The organism is Bordetella genomosp. 11, assembly GCF_002261215.1.
In the GTDB taxonomy this organism is placed as follows: domain Bacteria; phylum Pseudomonadota; class Gammaproteobacteria; order Burkholderiales; family Burkholderiaceae_B; genus Bordetella_C.
The window spans coordinates 1,979,765-1,994,720 of the sequence record NZ_NEVS01000004.1 but is presented as its reverse complement, the minus strand read 5'-3'; the positions used below and the strand labels follow the sequence as shown (position 1 = coordinate 1,994,720).

The following is a 14,956-nucleotide window of genomic DNA, read 5'->3' as shown; positions in this document are numbered from 1 at the left end:
CGCGTCCTGTCAATAGTGGTAGTAGTAGGGCGCGGGGTAGTAATACACCGGCGCCGGCCGGGGATGGTAATAGGCCGGGCGCGCCGGCACCACCACGCAGCCGCTCAACGTACTGGTTACCGCCAAGACCGCAAAGAGCTTCTTCATGCCTGACTCCTGTAATGCGCCGTGTTTCGGTGCATGCAGCCAGTGTAGGCATGCTGTCGTGGACTGGGGACTTCTGAAATCGTTTTGAAACGCCTGCGGGGTTACCAATTCCTACCCGCGGTACAGGCTGTGTCGCAACCGCGCGGATTTGCTTCCATGCGTGAGGCGGATGACAGGAATGGCAACGGCCGGGGTGGCCCGGCCGTTGCGTACGTCAATGCGAGGGGTGCCGCTGAGCGGCTGTTGCCGTGCTCGCGAGACTTAGTTGAAGCGGCCCCCCGCGCCGCCGACGCTGAAGCGGCCAGCGCCCAGCAATGCGACGGCAATCGCGGTGAAGAAGTACATGCCTTGCAGTTCCAATTGCCAACCGCCCTGGTCATTGAGCATGAACAATTGCGAGTGATGCACCAGCAGGAATGCCACCAGCATATTGATGGCGATCAACAGGCCGCCCAGGCGGGTGAAGATGCCGGCGATAAGCAGGATGGGCGCCACGACCTCGCCGATATAGACGAAGTAGGCCGTAAAACCGGGCCATCCGTGTGCGTGGACCATGCTGACGATGCCACCGACACCGTGCGTCATTTTCGAGATGCCGTGCAGCAGGATAAGGATGCCAAGCGAAAGTCGCAGGATCAGTTTGGCTGCGTCGTCGTGTCGGTTCATCGATTTCTTCTCTATGTTCGGTGTAGGGAAAGGGCGGGAGGCTGTGCCTGTGGCGATATCCCGGGGAAATCCGCAGGGTACCGCAACGGGCCTTGCAATTATGACAAATCTTTATGGACGGATCAGTGTGGATTTTCCAAAAAGGCTTTCCACCAGATCGACCACGACTTCCGCCGTCTGATTGCGCATATCCTTGGCCGGATTCAACTCCATCAGGTCCAGCGACGACAAGCGGCCGGTGTCCGCGATCATTTCCATGCACAATTGCGCCTCGCGGTAGGTCGGGCCGCCCAGCACCGGCGTACCCACGCCCGGGGCCACCGCGGGGTCCAGGAAGTCGGCGTCGAAGCTGACGTGCAGATGCGTGTCTTCGGTGATGCCGGCCAATGCCATTTCCATGGTATGCCGCATGCCGTTCTCGTCGATATAGCGCATATCGAACACCTTGATGCCCATGGCACGCAGCTGGCGCTTTTCTTCGGCATCCACGCTGCGGATGCCGATCTGCCTGATGGTGGAGGGATCGGCAACCGCGGGATAGGCATCTCCCAGCCGGGTCAGCGTATCGGGGCCGTCGCCGCACAGGCATGCGATAGGCATGCCGTGGATATTGCCCGTCGGGCTGATGATGTGCGTGTTGGCGTCCGCGTGCGCATCCAGCCATAGCACCATGAGGGGCCGGCCGGTTTCGCGGCAATGCTGCGCGACCGCGCTGATCGAGCCGATGGCCAGGCAGTGGTCGCCGCCCATCAGGATGGGAAAGTGTTGCCTGCGTTGCGAGGCCAGCACCGCCTGGTAGACTTCGCGGTTCCATTGGACGACCTCGTCAAGGTGCCGGAGCCCGGCCAGCGCCGCGCTGGAGGGGTTGGGCGGTCCACCCAGGTTTGCCGCATCCTGCACGGCCAGGCCGTGCCGCTGCAGCGCTTGCTGCAGGCCGGCCACACGTAACGCTTCCGGCCCCATCGAGGCACCCCGTATGCTGGCGCCGACGTCGGTTGGCGCCCCGATAAGATCGATCCCTTCCTTCATCCTTTGCTCCTGAATCAAGGGGGGGTTAGCCCACCCCCGAAGCGCTGCGCGCTCCCCCTCAAGGGGGCGACGCTGGCGGACCGGCGTAGCCGGATCCGAGGCGTCCTCGGTCCGTTACCCCCTTTTTGCGTAGCGCTGCGGTGCTTTCTCCGTTTCATGATTCGCCGGTGGCGTCTCGCGCTGCGGATCACTAAGATGCGAAGGATAAACCTCCGTTGCCGCCTCGGCAGGACATCTTCATGATCGTAATCGTATACGCCCATCCTTATCCGCGGCATTCCCGCACCAATCGCGCCATGCTGCAGGCATTGGACGGCCTGCCCGACGTCCAGGTGCGCTCGCTCTACGACCTTTATCCCGATTTCTATATCGACGTGGCGGCCGAACAGGCCGCGCTGGCCGAAGCCAGCCTGATCGTTTGGCAGCATCCCATGCACTGGTATGGGGCTCCGCCTTTGTTCCGGCAGTGGATGGACAAGGTACTGGGACATGGCTGGGCCTATGGGGCGAACGCCACCGCGTTGCGCGACAAACCGCTGCTCTGGACCGTGACGACGGGCGGCGCGGCCGACGATTTCGTGCGCTGTGCCGATACGGACCTGGGCGTGTTGGGACAACCGTTGCGCAGCGCAGCGGAACTGTGCGGCATGCGCTGGCTGGCGCCCTACGCCGTGCACGGCGCGGTGGCGCTGGGCGGGGCGGAGCTGGCGGCGGTGGCGGCGGCCTATCGGGAGCTGCTATCCGGCCATGCGGGCATAGGCCAGGCCGAGCCAGCCGACGCCGCGCGTCCCCTGACGACGGAGGCCAGCCATGGATAAGAACATGTTGCTGGAAGTGCTGGTGTATCTGGCCGCGGCGGTGATCTTCGTGCCGCTGGCCATGCGTGTGCGCATGGGTTCGGTGCTGGGCTACCTGATCGCCGGTTGCGTGATCGGGCCCTGGGGCCTGCGCCTGGTCCAGGATCCGGAGCAGATATTGGGCTTCGCCGAGATCGGCGTGGTCCTGATGTTGTTCCTGATCGGGCTGGAGCTCGATCCGCGCCGCCTGTGGCATATGCGGATACCGGTCTTCGGCGGCGGCGCGTTGCAGGTCGGCCTGTGCGGCGCCGTGCTGGCGGCCTTCATGGTCTGGCTGGGGCTGGCCTGGCCGATCGCCGCGCTGGTCGGCCTGACGCTGGCCCTGTCCTCGACGGCGGTGGCGATGCAGGCGATGGGCGAACGCAACCTGCTGCAGACCACCCTGGGCGAGCGCTCGTTCTCCGTGCTGCTGTTCCAGGATCTGGCGGCGATTCCGCTGATCGCGATGATTCCGCTGCTGGCCGGCGGCGCGGCGGGGGAAGGCGGCGACAGCGTGGGATTGGCCACGGTCAAAATCGTCGGCGCACTGGTCGTGGCGGTGGTCATGGGCCGCTACCTGGCCCGGCCGCTGCTGCGCTTCGTCGCCCGTTCGGGGCTGCGCGAGGTTTTCAGCGCGGTGGCGCTGCTGCTGGTCATCGGCGTGGGCGAACTCATGGAGCATGCCGGCCTGTCCATGGCCATGGGCGCCTTCCTGGCGGGCGTGCTGCTGGCCAGCTCGGAATACCGGCATGCCCTGGAAAGCGATATCCAGCCGTTCAAGGGATTGCTGCTGGGCCTGTTCTTCATGGGTGTCGGCATGTCGATAGACTTCGGCACGCTGCTGCAGGACCCGCTGCTGGTCCTTGGCGTGCTGGTCGGCTTCCTGGTGCTGAAGTTCGCCGTATTGTTCGTATTGGGCCGCCTGTTCGGGGCCCAGCGCGGACGCTGCCTGATGTTCGCCGCCTTGTTGGGGCAGGGTAGCGAATTCGCCTTCGTGGTGTTCTCCACGGCGCGCATGGCCGACGTGTTGCCGGAAGACTGGTCGCGTATCCTGACGCTGGTGGTGGCGCTTTCGATGGCCGCCACACCGGTGATCCTGGCCGTGCTGGATGCCCTGGAGCGGCGCAAGCCCAAGAGCACGCGGGCCGACGACACCATCGAGGACGACGGCGCCCGGGTCATCATCGCCGGGTTCGGCCGCTTCGGCCAGATCGCCGGCCGCCTGCTGCTGGCCAACGGCGTGAAGGTCGTTATCCTGGACCACGATCCGGACAATATCGACACGGTACGCAAGTTCGGCACCAAGGTGTTCTATGGCGACGCCACCCGATCGGATCTGCTGGAGACCGCCGGCGCCGCCCGCGCCGAGGTGCTGGTGAACGCCATCGACAGCGTATCGGACAGCCTGCGTCTGGTGGACGTTGTGCAGCAGGATTTTCCCAATCTGCGCGTGGTCGCGCGGGCGCGCGACGCGGTTCATTACTTCCAGCTGCGCAAGCGCGGCATCGAGGTGGTGGAACGGGAGTTGTTCGAATCCTCGCTGCTGGCCGGCCGCAAGGCCCTGGAAGCCTTGGGCATGGGTGCATACGAAGCGAAAGAAGTCGCCGATGCCTTCCGGCGCAGCAACGTCGATATGCTGGAGGAAACCACGCCGCGCTTCGAAGACGATGGCTTCCGGATTACGGTGGCGCGGCGCGCGCAGGACACCCTGGAAAAATCCATCTCGCGCGACCGCGAGCTATCGCTGGCAGCGCACCGCGTTCCCTGGGGTGGGGAGCCCGCAGTAGAGGAAACAGGGCAGGATCAGGAGAAGGCCGCGTAGCGGCCGGACCGGGTCTGTTTTGGCTGGCGGGGGCGTGCCGGCGGGCGCGTATCCCGGCCGGCCCCGCATGCGCGCGGCGCCTTTGCCGCGCGGCGGGCTAGGTGCCCTGGATGCGCTTGCCGGTGTCGGGGTCGAACCAGTGCAAGGGATGGCGCCCGTCCGGGCCGATGTTCATCTGGTCGCCGGGCTTGATGGTCGCTTCCTGCAGTTGGCGCGTGGTACAGCGCACGACCAGGTCGGTGTCCCCGCAGCGGCCATGCACCAGTTGCTCCGAGCCCAGCGTTTCCACCATCTCGACTTCCACCCGCATGCCCGGCGCGTTCAGCACCATATGTTCGGGCCGCAGTCCCAGCACCGCGCTGCGACCGCGTACGACGGTGGGAACGTCGTTGGGCTTGATCGCCAGATCGATGCCGGCGGCGCTCTTGAGCGTGCCGTCGCCCTGCACATTGACGGGGATCAGATTCATGGGCGGCGAGCCGATGAAGCCGGCCACGAAGGTCGACGCCGGACGCTCGAAGACTTCCATCGGTGTGCCGATCTGTTCCGGCACGCCCTTGTTCATCACGATCATCCGGTGCGCCAGCGTCATTGCCTCGACCTGGTCGTGCGTCACGTACAGGCTGGTGGTGCCCAGGCGGCGGTGCAGCTTCAGCAGTTCGAGGCGCATCGCCACGCGCAGCTTGGCATCCAGGTTGGACAGCGGCTCGTCGAACAGGAACACCTTGGGCTCGCGCACGATGGCGCGGCCCATGGCCACGCGCTGGCGCTGGCCGCCGGAGAGCTGGCGCGGCCGCCGTTCCAGCAGGTGGCCCAGTTCGAGGATCTGCGCGGCCACTTCGACGCGGCGGCGGATCTCGTCCTTGGACATCTTGCGGATCTTCAGCCCGTACGCCATGTTCTGGAACACGCTCATGTGCGGATACAGGGCGTAGTTCTGGAACACCATCGCGATATCCCGTTCGGCGGGCTCCAGGTCGTTCACGACCCGGTCGTCGATCCTGATCTCGCCGCTGGTGACGGTTTCCAGCCCGGCCACCATGCGCATCAGCGTGGATTTGCCGCAGCCCGACGGCCCGACGATGACGACGAATTCGCCATCGGCGATGTCGACGTCGATGCCGTGGATGACGGGAATGTCGCCGGCGTAGGTTTTCTTGACGTTGCGAAAGCTCAGGGTAGCCATACGGAGAGTCGGTGAGTTGCGGCGGCGATCACTTTTCAGTGTCCACGAGGCCCTTGACGAACCACTTTTGCATGAAGATGACGACCAGGGCAGGGGGCAGCATCGCCAGCATGGCGGTAGCCATGGTGATATTCCATTCCGTGACGCTGTCGCCGCCGCTGACCATGCGCTTGATCCCGATGACGATCGGGTACATGTCTTCCTGTGTGGTGATCAGCAAAGGCCACAGGTATTGGTTCCAGCCATAGATGAACTGGATGACGAAGAGGGCGGCGATGCTGGTGCGCGACAGCGGCATCAGCACGTCGCGAAAGAAGCGCATGGGACCGGCGCCGTCGATGCGTGCCGCTTCCACGAGTTCGTCCGGTACGGTCAGGAAGAACTGGCGGAACAGGAACGTGGCGGTGGCCGATGCGATCAGCGGCAGCGTCAGGCCGGCATAGCTGTTCAGCAGGCCCAGGTCGGCGACGACCTTGTAGGTCGGCGCGATGCGGACCTCCACCGGCAGCATCAGCGTGACGAAGATCATCCAGAAGAAAAACATGCGGCCGCGGAAGCGGAAGTACACCACCGCGAAAGCGGACAGCAGCGAGATGATGATCTTGCCGATGGAGATGGTCAGCGCCATCACCAGGCTGACCCACAGCATGCGGCCGACCGGCGCGCCGCTGGAGCCGCCGCCGGAGCCGGCGAACAGCGCCTGCAGGTAGTTGCTGACGAAGTGCGAGCCGGGGACCAGCGACATGGGCGCGTTGGCCACTTCCTGCGCGGTCTGCGTGGACGCCACGAAGGTGACGTAAAGCGGGAAGGCCACCAGCGCCACGCCGCACAGCAGAATGGCGTGGGCCAGGAAATCCAGCCAGGGACGGCGTTCAACCATAAGGCCTCTGAATCAGTACTGGACCTTGCGGTCGATATAGCGGAATTGGGCGACGGTCAGCACCACGACGATCGCCATGAGCACTACCGATTGCGCGGCCGAGGATCCCAGGTCCAGCCCCCGGAAGCCGTCGCTGTACACCTTGTAGACCAGGATCGCGGTCGACGTGCCGGGGCCGCCCTGGGTCGTCGTGTCGATGACGGCGAAGGTATCGAAAAAGGCATAGATGACGTTGACCACCAGAAGGAAGAAGGTGGTGGGCGACAGCAGCGGGAACACGATGGTCCAGAACCGGCGGGTGGGCCCGGCGCCGTCGATGGCGGCCGCCTCGATGAGCGAGCGCGGGATCGATTGCAGCCCGGCCAGGAAAAACAGGAAGTTATAGGAAACCTGCTTCCAGACCGCGGCGATGAGCACCAGGATCATGGCCTCGGTGCCGTTCAGGCGCGGATTCCAGGCCACGCCCAGTCGGGTCAGTGCCACGGCGAGGATACCGACCGAAGGCGAAAACAGGAACAGCCACAGCACGCCGACCACCGCGGGGGCGACGGCATAGGGCCAGATCAGCAGGGTCTTGTAAAGCCCGGCACCGCGGATGACGCGGTCGGCCATGACGGCCAGCAGCAGCGATACGGACAACCCGACGACGGCGACCAGGATCGAGAAGACCGCCGTCACCTTGAACGAATCGATATAGGTGGCCTGGCTGAAGAGATCGGCAAAGTTCGACAGGCCGACGAAGGTGGACGACAGCCCGAAGGGGTCTTCGATGTGCAACGATTGCCACATCGCCTGCCCGGCCGGCAGAAAGAAGAAGACGACCGTAATGGCCAGCTGTGGCAGCAGCAGCAGATAGGGAAGGAGCTTGTGGCCGAAAACGACGCGTTTTTCCATGGATGCCATCTATTGCGGCGCGGGATTGCCGCGGACGCATAAAAAACGTGAAACATTTCGGGTGGGGACAATTCCCCGACGCATCGCCCGGCGGGACTCGCCATGTTCAGGCAGGGCCAGATCGCGTTATGGGCGCGACCTGGCCCTGCCCGGGCCCGAAAGCGGCCGCTACTTTACACTTTTTTCGAATTTCTCGAGCAGGTCGTTGCCGCGCTTGACGGCGTCCTTCAGGCCGGCTTGCGCATCGACTTTGCCGGAAACGATCTGTTCGATCGTGGCGTCCTCGATTTCGCGGATTTGCGGCAGGTAGCCCAGGCGCACGCCGCGCGATTGCGCGGTCGTTTCGACGTTCAACTGCTTCACGCCGACGTCGGTTCCCGGGTTCTGGTCATAGAAGCCCTGTTTCTGCGTCAGCTCGTATGCCGCCTTGGTGACGGGCACGTAGCCGGTCTGCTGGTGCCACTTGGCCGCCACTTCCGGGCTGGACAGATACTTGAAGAACTTCGTGATGCCCTTGTATACCTCGGGCTTCTTGTTGGCGAACACCCACAGCGACGCGCCGCCGATGATGGTGTTCTGCGGGGCGCCCTTGACGTCCGCGTAATACGGCAGGGTGGACGTGCCGAACTTGAACTGGGCGTTTTTGATGATGTTGGCGCGCAGGCCGCTGGAGCCGGTGATCATCGCGCACTTGCCCGAGATGAACAGGGCATTGGGATCGTCGCCCCGTCCGCCGTACATGAACTCGCCGTCCTTGGCCAGCCCGGCCAGGAACTTCAGGTGCCGTACGTGCAGCGGCGAATCGATCGCCAGGCGCGCATCCAGTCCGCCGAAACCGTTGTCCTTGGTGGCGTAGGGCACGTTATGCCAGGCCGAGAAGGTCTCCAGCTGCACCCAGGACGGCCAGGAGGTGGTATAGCCGCATTCCACGCCGGCGGCCTTCAGCTTCTTGGTGTCGGCGGCGAGTTCTTCCCACGTCTTGGGCGGCTTTTCAGGATCCAGCCCGGCTTTCTGGAAGGCGTCCTTGTTGTAGTAGAACACCACGGTCGAACTGTTGAACGGCATGGAAACGAGCTTGCCGTCCGGCGACGAATAATAGCCCGCCACCGCGCCGATGAAATCCTTGGGGTTGATCGGGTCGCCGGCTTCCTCGGACATCTGCTGCACCGGCTTGATGGCGCCCTTGGCGTACATCATGGTCGCGGTGCCAACTTCGAATACCTGGAGGATATCCGGCGCATTGCCGGCGCGAAACGCCGCGATGCCGGCGTTCATCGATTCGCCGTAGTTGCCCTTGTAGACGGCCTTGACCTGGTAATCGGGGTTCTTCTTGTTGAAGTCGTTGACGATTTCGTTGACGCGGTCGCCGAGCGCGCCTTCCATGGAGTGCCAGAACTGAATGTCGGTGGCCGCATGCGCCGATGTGGCGGCGAAAGCGGTAAGCAGAGACGCCGCGACGAGCGCGAGGCGATGGGATCGCATGGATATTCCTCCGTGGGTAGCGATGGCTCTTGCCCCGGGTAGGGGGCAGACAGCCCGACACCATATGAATTGTTTGTGACGAATTCGTGACTGTTACACCGTGCTCCCTCACTGTCAAATAGGACTTCTCCTACGCCGAGCGGGGTGATTCAATGGAACGTGACGCGCCCTGGCTGCACTCCGCCTCCCAGCCCGAGGATGCCCAAGGCAGGCGGGCGGTGTTTACAATCCTGCTCCATGGATAAAAACCTGCATATCGCATTCATCGGCGGCGGAAATATGGCTTCCGCCCTGGGCGCCGGCATGGCCGGCAAGATTTGCCCCCCGGAAAACTTCCACGCCATCGACATCAATACCGCCGCCCATACGGCCTGGATCGAACGCGGCGCCACGGCGGCCACGGCGCCGGACGAACGGCTGGCACGGTGCAATGTCTGGTTCTATGCCGTCAAACCGCAATTCATGCGCGACGCCGTGGCCGCCTCGCGCCCCTGGCTGCGCGAGGGCACCCTGGTGATCAGCGTGGCGGCCGGTATCCGCGGCGATGTGCTGGCGGGCTGGCTGGGCGAGGGCGGCGCGCCCTGGCCCAAGCTGGTGCGATGCATGCCCAATACGCCGGCCCTGGTCGGCGAGGGCATGACGGGCATCCTGGCGCTGTCCGGCGTTACCGCCGAAGAACGCCAACTGGCCGAATCCATGCTGCGGTCGGTGGGCAAGGTGGTATGGGTGAAGGACGATGCGGCCATCGACGCCGTCACCGCCTTGTCCGGTAGCGGGCCCGCCTATGTCTTCCGCTTCATCGAGGCACTGATCGAGGGCGGGCAGAGCGTCGGCCTGGATGCCGCGCAGGCGCGCGAGCTGGCCTTGGGCACGTTGTCCGGCGCCGTGCGCCTGGCGCAAGAATCCGAAGACCCGCCGGCCGTCCTGCGCGAGCGCGTGACCTCCAGGGGCGGTACCACCGCCGCCGCCCTGGGCGTGTTCGAGGAAGGCGATTTCATGGGCTTGGTCTCCCGCGCGATGCAGGCCGCTGCGCAGCGCTCGCGGGAACTGGCCGAAGAGTTCGGCAAGGCCTGAGGAACGCGTCCGGCGCTTACTCCAGCGCGTAGGGCAAGGGCTGCGGGCGTATCGCGGGGCCGTCGGTACTGCCCAGCCGCAGATTGCCCGTCGCCAGCGCGGCAAGGCTGGTTTCGAACAGGATGGCCGCATCCGGCACGCCGGCTGCATCCACCACGCGCCCGCAGGGCTCGTTGGGTTGCGTGGCATCGTAAATATCCGCGCCGGCCGCGATGGCCGAAGCATCCTGTCCGGGCACGATGCCGTAAGCCATGCGGCGCTTGACGGTTCCGCGGTAATGGCTGCGCGCGACCACCTCCTGGCCGGGATAGCAGCCTTTGGTGAAGCTGACCCCACCCGCCAGGTCCAGGTTGACCGTCTGCGGAATGAACAGGTCCTGCGTGGCCGCGCCTACCCACGGGATACCGGCGGCCAGGTCGCCCGCCTGCCAGATCCGCGGATCGCCGGACTCCAGCGCCGCGCGCAACCCCGTCGCGGCCTCCCATTGCGCCGGCGAGGCAATCCACCACCAGCGCTGTCCCTGCGCCGACGGCGCGGCGATCCAGGTCCCGCTGGGCAATTCGGCGCGGCGCCATGCCTGGCGCGGCAGCGCGCCGCCCGCGGCCGTCTCCAGCGCGGCCGGGTCCGCATCCGTCCACACGCCCGATACGTGCCCTGCCGTGCTCGAGAGCGTCACCTTGGCCCGCAGGACGAACATGCGCAGCCGCTTGAGCAGGGCGTCCGCGACGTCGGCGCGGACCAGGGCGTGCAGGCGCGGCGCGTCGGCGGCAGCGGCGGCATCGGGGGCAGCGCGCCACATGACGAGGGTGGCCAGCAAGCGTCCCTTGGCGGTGCAGTAGCCGGCCAGGGCGGCGTTATCGGCGGCCAGGGCTTGCACATCCTGCGTCAGCTGGCCGTGCAGGAACTCGATGGCGTCGGCACCGCCGGCCGAAATCCATTGCAGCGTCGGCAGGTCGGCGCGATGCGCGCGCGGCTGGGGAAGGGAGGAGGAAGCGACAGGCAGGTCAGTCATTGATGTCAGGGCAGGCCACGAGGGCCATGCGAAATGCCAAAGCACCGATGATACCGCCGGCGCCGCGGCCGCCCGCCCCAGCCCCTGCAGGCCGCGGGGAATAGGCGCAACGGCCGGCACCCGCGCCGGTGCGGCGGACGCCAATCCTTTAAACTGCTGAATCTCATGAAGAAGCGCTCCGCCTTAACTTTCTTTCTTGCCTTCCTGCTCGTCCTCGTGCTGGCCGCGGCCGCGGCCTGCGCCGCCGGCTGGTACTGGATGCACCATACGCTGCGCCTGCCGGCGGAACGCATCGACTTCGTCGTCGATCCCGGCAGCAGTCCGCGCGCCGTCGCGCGGGTCCTGAACGCCGCCGGCGTGCCCTTGTGGGAAGACGGCTTCGTCTGGATGGCGCGCCTGAGCGAGCGGGACAAGCTCATCAAGGCCGGCGGCTACCAGGCCATCCAGGGCGACACCCCCTGGCGCCTATTGGAGCGCCTGGCTCGCGGCGATATGACCCAGCGCCAGATCACCTTCGTCGAGGGCTGGACTTTCAAGCAGATCCGCCAGGCCTTGCGCGAGAACCCCGATGTGAAGCAGACACTGGGCGACATCGACGACGCGGAACTCCTGCGCCGGCTGGGCTCGGACGCGACCAGCATGGAAGGGCTGATTTTTCCCGATACCTATGTTTTCACGCCCGGCAGCACGGATTTCGACCTCTTGCGCCGCGCGTACCAGGAAGGGCAGCGGGTCCTTGCCCGCATCTGGGCCGAACGGGACCCGGACCTGCCGATCGCCACGCCGTACCAGGCGCTTATCCTGGCGTCCATCATCGAAAAGGAAACCGGCGACACGGCGGACCGTACCCGGGTGGCCGGCGTGTTCATCAACCGGCTGCGCGATGGCATGCCGTTGCAGACCGATCCCACCGTGATCTATGGCATGGGCGACACTTACCAGGGCCGTATCCGCCGCCGCGACCTGCAGACCGACACCCCGTGGAATACCTATACCCGTCCCGGCCTGCCGCCCACTCCGATCGCCAGTCCCGGACGCGCCGCGTTGCTGGCTGCCGTGCGGCCGGCGCATCACAATTACCTGTATTTCGTCTCGCGGGGCAACGGCACCAGCGAGTTTTCCGCGACGCTGTCCGACCACAATCGCAACGTATCGCGCTACATACTAGGCAAGGATCGCGCGCCATGACGCTACGCGGCAAGTTCATCACCCTGGAAGGCGTGGACGGCGCGGGCAAGAGCACGCACACGGACTGGCTCGCGGAAACGCTGCGCGGCCATGGCGTGCGTGTGGTCACGACCCGCGAACCCGGCGGTACCGCATTGGGCGAGCGGCTGCGCGATCTGGTGCTGCACGAGGCCATGGGCCTGGATACGGAAACCCTGCTGATGTTCGCGGCGCGCTGCGAGCACGTGCGCCAGGTGATCGAACCCGCCCTCGCGCGGGGCGACTGGGTGGTGTGCGACCGCTTCACCGACGCCACTTATGCCTATCAGGGCGGCGGCCGCCAGCTGGGTGCCGAGCGCGTGGCCGTCCTGGAACAATGGGTGCATCCCGGCTTGCAGCCGGACCGCACCTGGCTGTTCGACGTGCCGCTGGAAGTCGCCCGCGCGCGGCTGGCGGATGCCCGGGCGCCGGATCGCTTCGAGAGCGAGGGCGCGGCTTTCTTCCAGCGCACCCGCGATGCCTATCTGGCGCGGGCCAGGGCATATCCGTCGCGCTTTCGCATCGTCGACGGCGGCCGCGATATCCCGGCGATACGCGCGCAGCTTGCAACCGATATCCAGGCGCTGGTGGACGCATCGCGATGAGCGTGGCGCGCTTCCTTCCCTGGCAGACCGACACCGCTCGTGCCTGGCTGGCGCAGCGGGACCGTTTCGCCCATGCCTGGCTGATCCACGGGCTGGCCGGTATCGGCAAGCTGCAGTTCGCGTCGGCGGCGGCCGCCAGCCTGTTATGCGAGTCTCCCCGGGAAGGGCTGGCATGTGGCGAATGCGCGGCGTGTACCTGGGTTGCCAGCGGCAACCATCCCGACCTGCGGCGCATCCGGCCCGAGGCCATCGCGCTGGAAGAGGGGGCCGAGGCCGCGGCGGAATCGGACGACGCGGAGGCCGCGTCCGGCGCAACGACGGGCGGGGCGGGCAGCAAGCGCGCGCCGTCCAAGGACATCCGGGTCGATCAGATCCGGGCGCTGGAGTCCTGGTTCAATACCGCGACGCATCGCGGGGGCTGGCGGGTGGCGCTGCTGTATCCGGCCCAGGCCCTGAACGTGATTTCCGCCAACGCCTTGCTGAAGGTGCTGGAGGAACCGCCCGAGCACACCGTCTTCCTGCTGGTGGCCGATGCGCCGGACCGCCTGCTGCCCACGCTGCTATCGCGCTGCCGGCGCCTGCCCCTGGCGACGCCATCGCGGCAGGTGGCCTTGCAGTGGCTGGAATCGCAGGATATCGGCGATGCCCCGGCGTGGCTGGCCGCGGCGGGCGGCGCGCCTTTGGGGGCGCTGCGCCTGGCGCAAACCGGGGAAAGCGCGTGCCCGCCCTGGCTGGAACAACTGGCCGGGCCGCTGGCGCAAGGGCGGTCCCCCGATGTGGGGGCGCTGGCCGATCTGTTGGACAAGCTGCCCGCCGTCGAATGGATCGACGCGCTGCAGCGCTTCTACGTGGACCTGATGCTGGCCGGCGTCGGCGCGCCATCGCGTTATTTCCCGGCCCTGGCATCCGCCGTGGCGCGAACCGCGGCGCGGGCGGACGCGGCGAAGATGGCCGAGGGCGCGCGCTGGCTGACGCGCCAGCGCGCCTTGGCCGGGCACCCGTTGAATGCCAAATTGTTCGCCCATGCCGCGCTGCAGCGCGTGGTGCTATCTTGCCAATGAAACATACCCGCCGACGCACCGGCGGCGTCCGATCCACGGCATCCCCGGTGTGGCCACGGCGGTTTTCCCGGCGCGAGGGGCCGTCAAGCGCCATGGACTACTGATATCGCTATGTACGTAGATTCCCACTGTCATTTGAATTTTCCCGAACTGGCGGAAAACCTGCCGGACATCCTGGAGCGCATGGCGGCGAACCGGGTCACGCACGCCCTGGTGGTCAGTGTCGCCATGCCGGACTGGCCCGGGCTGATGGCGCTGGTCAAGCCGCACCGCAACCTGTGGGCTTCGGTGGGCGTGCATCCGGACTACGAGGACACGCACGATCCTTCGTCCGAAGAGCTGGTCGCGCTGGCCGCCGACCCCAAAGTGGTCGCCATCGGCGAGACGGGGCTGGACTATTACCGGCTGAGCGAGCCGCTGGACTGGCAGCGCGACCGCTTTCGCGTACATATCCGGGCCGCGCGCGACGCGGGGCTGCCGTTGATCATCCATACGCGTTCGTCCGCCGAGGACACGCTGCGGATCATGCGCGAGGAAAGGGCGGAGGAAGTCGGCGGCGTCATGCACTGCTTCACCGAGTCCTGGGAGGTGGCGCAGGCGGCCATGGACCTGAATTTCCATATATCGCTTTCGGGTATCGTGACTTTCAAGAACGCCACGGTGCTGCACGACGTCGCTACCCGCATGCCGCTGGACAGGCTGTTGATCGAGACCGACTCGCCTTATCTGGCGCCGGTGCCATATCGCGGAAAGCTGAACGATCCCTCCAAGGTAATCCACGTCGCAGAGAAAATCGCGGATCTGAAAGGCCTGCCCGCCAGCGATATCGCGGCCGCTTCGACAGAAAATTTCTTCAATTTATTCAGTAAGATAGAGCGGTAATAAAGAATTCACTTTAAACGATGGGGCCGGGGAATCGAGGGTACCCGCCGCCGCACCTGGACGGGACCTCCCAGTCTCGCCGGGGCCAGCCGTGCAGGCGTCGCCCCTCGCGCGGTTTCTTGTGGGGGTGATCGCGCCGGCGTGTCCCTTGCTTGGGGATCGCTTGGAGGCGGA

General features: G+C 65.9%; 15 protein-coding genes. 7 read left to right on the top strand and 8 right to left on the bottom strand.

Going from position 1 to position 14,956, the window contains the following annotated elements:
• Positions 1-9 precede the first annotated feature (9 nt).
• The 3 genes from CAL28_RS29795 to rocF all read right to left on the bottom strand — a co-directional run bounded on the left by CAL28_RS29795 (position 10) and on the right by rocF (position 1,842).
• The gene (locus tag CAL28_RS29795; RefSeq protein WP_176464022.1) at positions 10-147 is read right to left on the bottom strand and encodes a hypothetical protein; all 138 of its coding nucleotides are present in this window, start codon (positions 145-147) and stop codon (positions 10-12) included.
• 261 nt (positions 148-408) lie between these two features.
• Positions 409-813 (bottom strand): DoxX family protein, encoded by a 405-nt coding sequence (locus CAL28_RS16565; protein ID WP_094842394.1) that lies wholly within the window; start codon positions 811-813, stop codon positions 409-411.
• A gap of 111 nt (positions 814-924) precedes the next feature.
• Complete coding sequence (gene rocF, locus CAL28_RS16560) at positions 925-1,842, bottom strand: arginase (RefSeq protein WP_094842393.1); 918 nt, start codon at positions 1,840-1,842, stop codon at positions 925-927.
• A gap of 239 nt (positions 1,843-2,081) precedes the next feature.
• Between rocF and kefF the strand changes: the two genes are divergently transcribed.
• Both kefF and kefC read left to right on the top strand, forming a co-directional pair.
• Positions 2,082-2,660, top strand: coding sequence for a glutathione-regulated potassium-efflux system oxidoreductase KefF (kefF, locus tag CAL28_RS16555; RefSeq protein WP_094844673.1), 579 nt, complete (start codon positions 2,082-2,084; stop codon positions 2,658-2,660).
• Entirely contained in the window at positions 2,653-4,500 is a 1,848-nt protein-coding gene (gene kefC, locus CAL28_RS16550) for a glutathione-regulated potassium-efflux system protein KefC (RefSeq protein WP_094842392.1), read from the top strand. The genes kefF and kefC overlap by 8 nt, the downstream gene beginning before the upstream one ends.
• 97 nt (positions 4,501-4,597) lie before the next feature.
• Here kefC and CAL28_RS16545 read toward each other — a convergent pair whose 3' ends face one another.
• The 4 genes from CAL28_RS16545 to ugpB all read right to left on the bottom strand — a co-directional run bounded on the left by CAL28_RS16545 (position 4,598) and on the right by ugpB (position 8,942).
• Complete coding sequence (locus CAL28_RS16545; protein WP_094842391.1) at positions 4,598-5,686, bottom strand: sn-glycerol-3-phosphate import ATP-binding protein UgpC; 1,089 nt, start codon at positions 5,684-5,686, stop codon at positions 4,598-4,600.
• Positions 5,687-5,714: 28 nt separating this feature from the next.
• A complete protein-coding gene (gene ugpE / locus CAL28_RS16540; RefSeq protein ID WP_094842390.1) occupies positions 5,715-6,566 on the bottom strand; it encodes a sn-glycerol-3-phosphate ABC transporter permease UgpE in 852 nt (283 codons plus the stop codon).
• A 12-nt stretch (positions 6,567-6,578) separates the two neighbouring features.
• Entirely contained in the window at positions 6,579-7,460 is an 882-nt protein-coding gene (gene ugpA / locus CAL28_RS16535; protein WP_094844672.1) for a sn-glycerol-3-phosphate ABC transporter permease UgpA, read from the bottom strand.
• 168 nt (positions 7,461-7,628) lie between these two features.
• Complete coding sequence (gene ugpB, locus CAL28_RS16530) at positions 7,629-8,942, bottom strand: sn-glycerol-3-phosphate ABC transporter substrate-binding protein UgpB (RefSeq protein WP_094842389.1); 1,314 nt, start codon at positions 8,940-8,942, stop codon at positions 7,629-7,631.
• Positions 8,943-9,179: 237 nt separating this feature from the next.
• Here ugpB and proC point away from each other — a divergent pair, with 237 nt between their 5' ends.
• Positions 9,180-10,016, top strand: a complete 837-nt coding sequence (gene proC, locus CAL28_RS16525) for a pyrroline-5-carboxylate reductase (RefSeq protein WP_094842388.1) — start codon at positions 9,180-9,182, stop codon at positions 10,014-10,016.
• A gap of 16 nt (positions 10,017-10,032) precedes the next feature.
• Here proC and ygfZ read toward each other — a convergent pair whose 3' ends face one another.
• Positions 10,033-11,028, bottom strand: coding sequence for a CAF17-like 4Fe-4S cluster assembly/insertion protein YgfZ (gene ygfZ / locus CAL28_RS16520; protein ID WP_094842387.1), 996 nt, complete (start codon positions 11,026-11,028; stop codon positions 10,033-10,035).
• A gap of 165 nt (positions 11,029-11,193) precedes the next feature.
• Between ygfZ and mltG the strand changes: the two genes are divergently transcribed.
• The 4 genes from mltG to CAL28_RS16500 all read left to right on the top strand — a co-directional run bounded on the left by mltG (position 11,194) and on the right by CAL28_RS16500 (position 14,782).
• Positions 11,194-12,216, top strand: coding sequence for an endolytic transglycosylase MltG (gene mltG, locus CAL28_RS16515; RefSeq protein WP_094842386.1), 1,023 nt, complete (start codon positions 11,194-11,196; stop codon positions 12,214-12,216).
• Entirely contained in the window at positions 12,213-12,839 is a 627-nt protein-coding gene (tmk, locus tag CAL28_RS16510; RefSeq protein WP_094842385.1) for a dTMP kinase, read from the top strand. The genes mltG and tmk overlap by 4 nt, the downstream gene beginning before the upstream one ends.
• Positions 12,836-13,900: a DNA polymerase III subunit delta' gene (gene holB / locus CAL28_RS16505; protein ID WP_094842384.1), complete on the top strand. Its 1,065-nt coding sequence runs from the start codon at positions 12,836-12,838 to the stop codon at positions 13,898-13,900. Before tmk ends, holB begins: the two co-directional genes overlap by 4 nt.
• A gap of 111 nt (positions 13,901-14,011) precedes the next feature.
• Positions 14,012-14,782: a TatD family hydrolase gene (locus CAL28_RS16500; RefSeq protein ID WP_094842383.1), complete on the top strand. Its 771-nt coding sequence runs from the start codon at positions 14,012-14,014 to the stop codon at positions 14,780-14,782.
• The last annotated feature ends 174 nt before the right edge of the window (positions 14,783-14,956 follow it).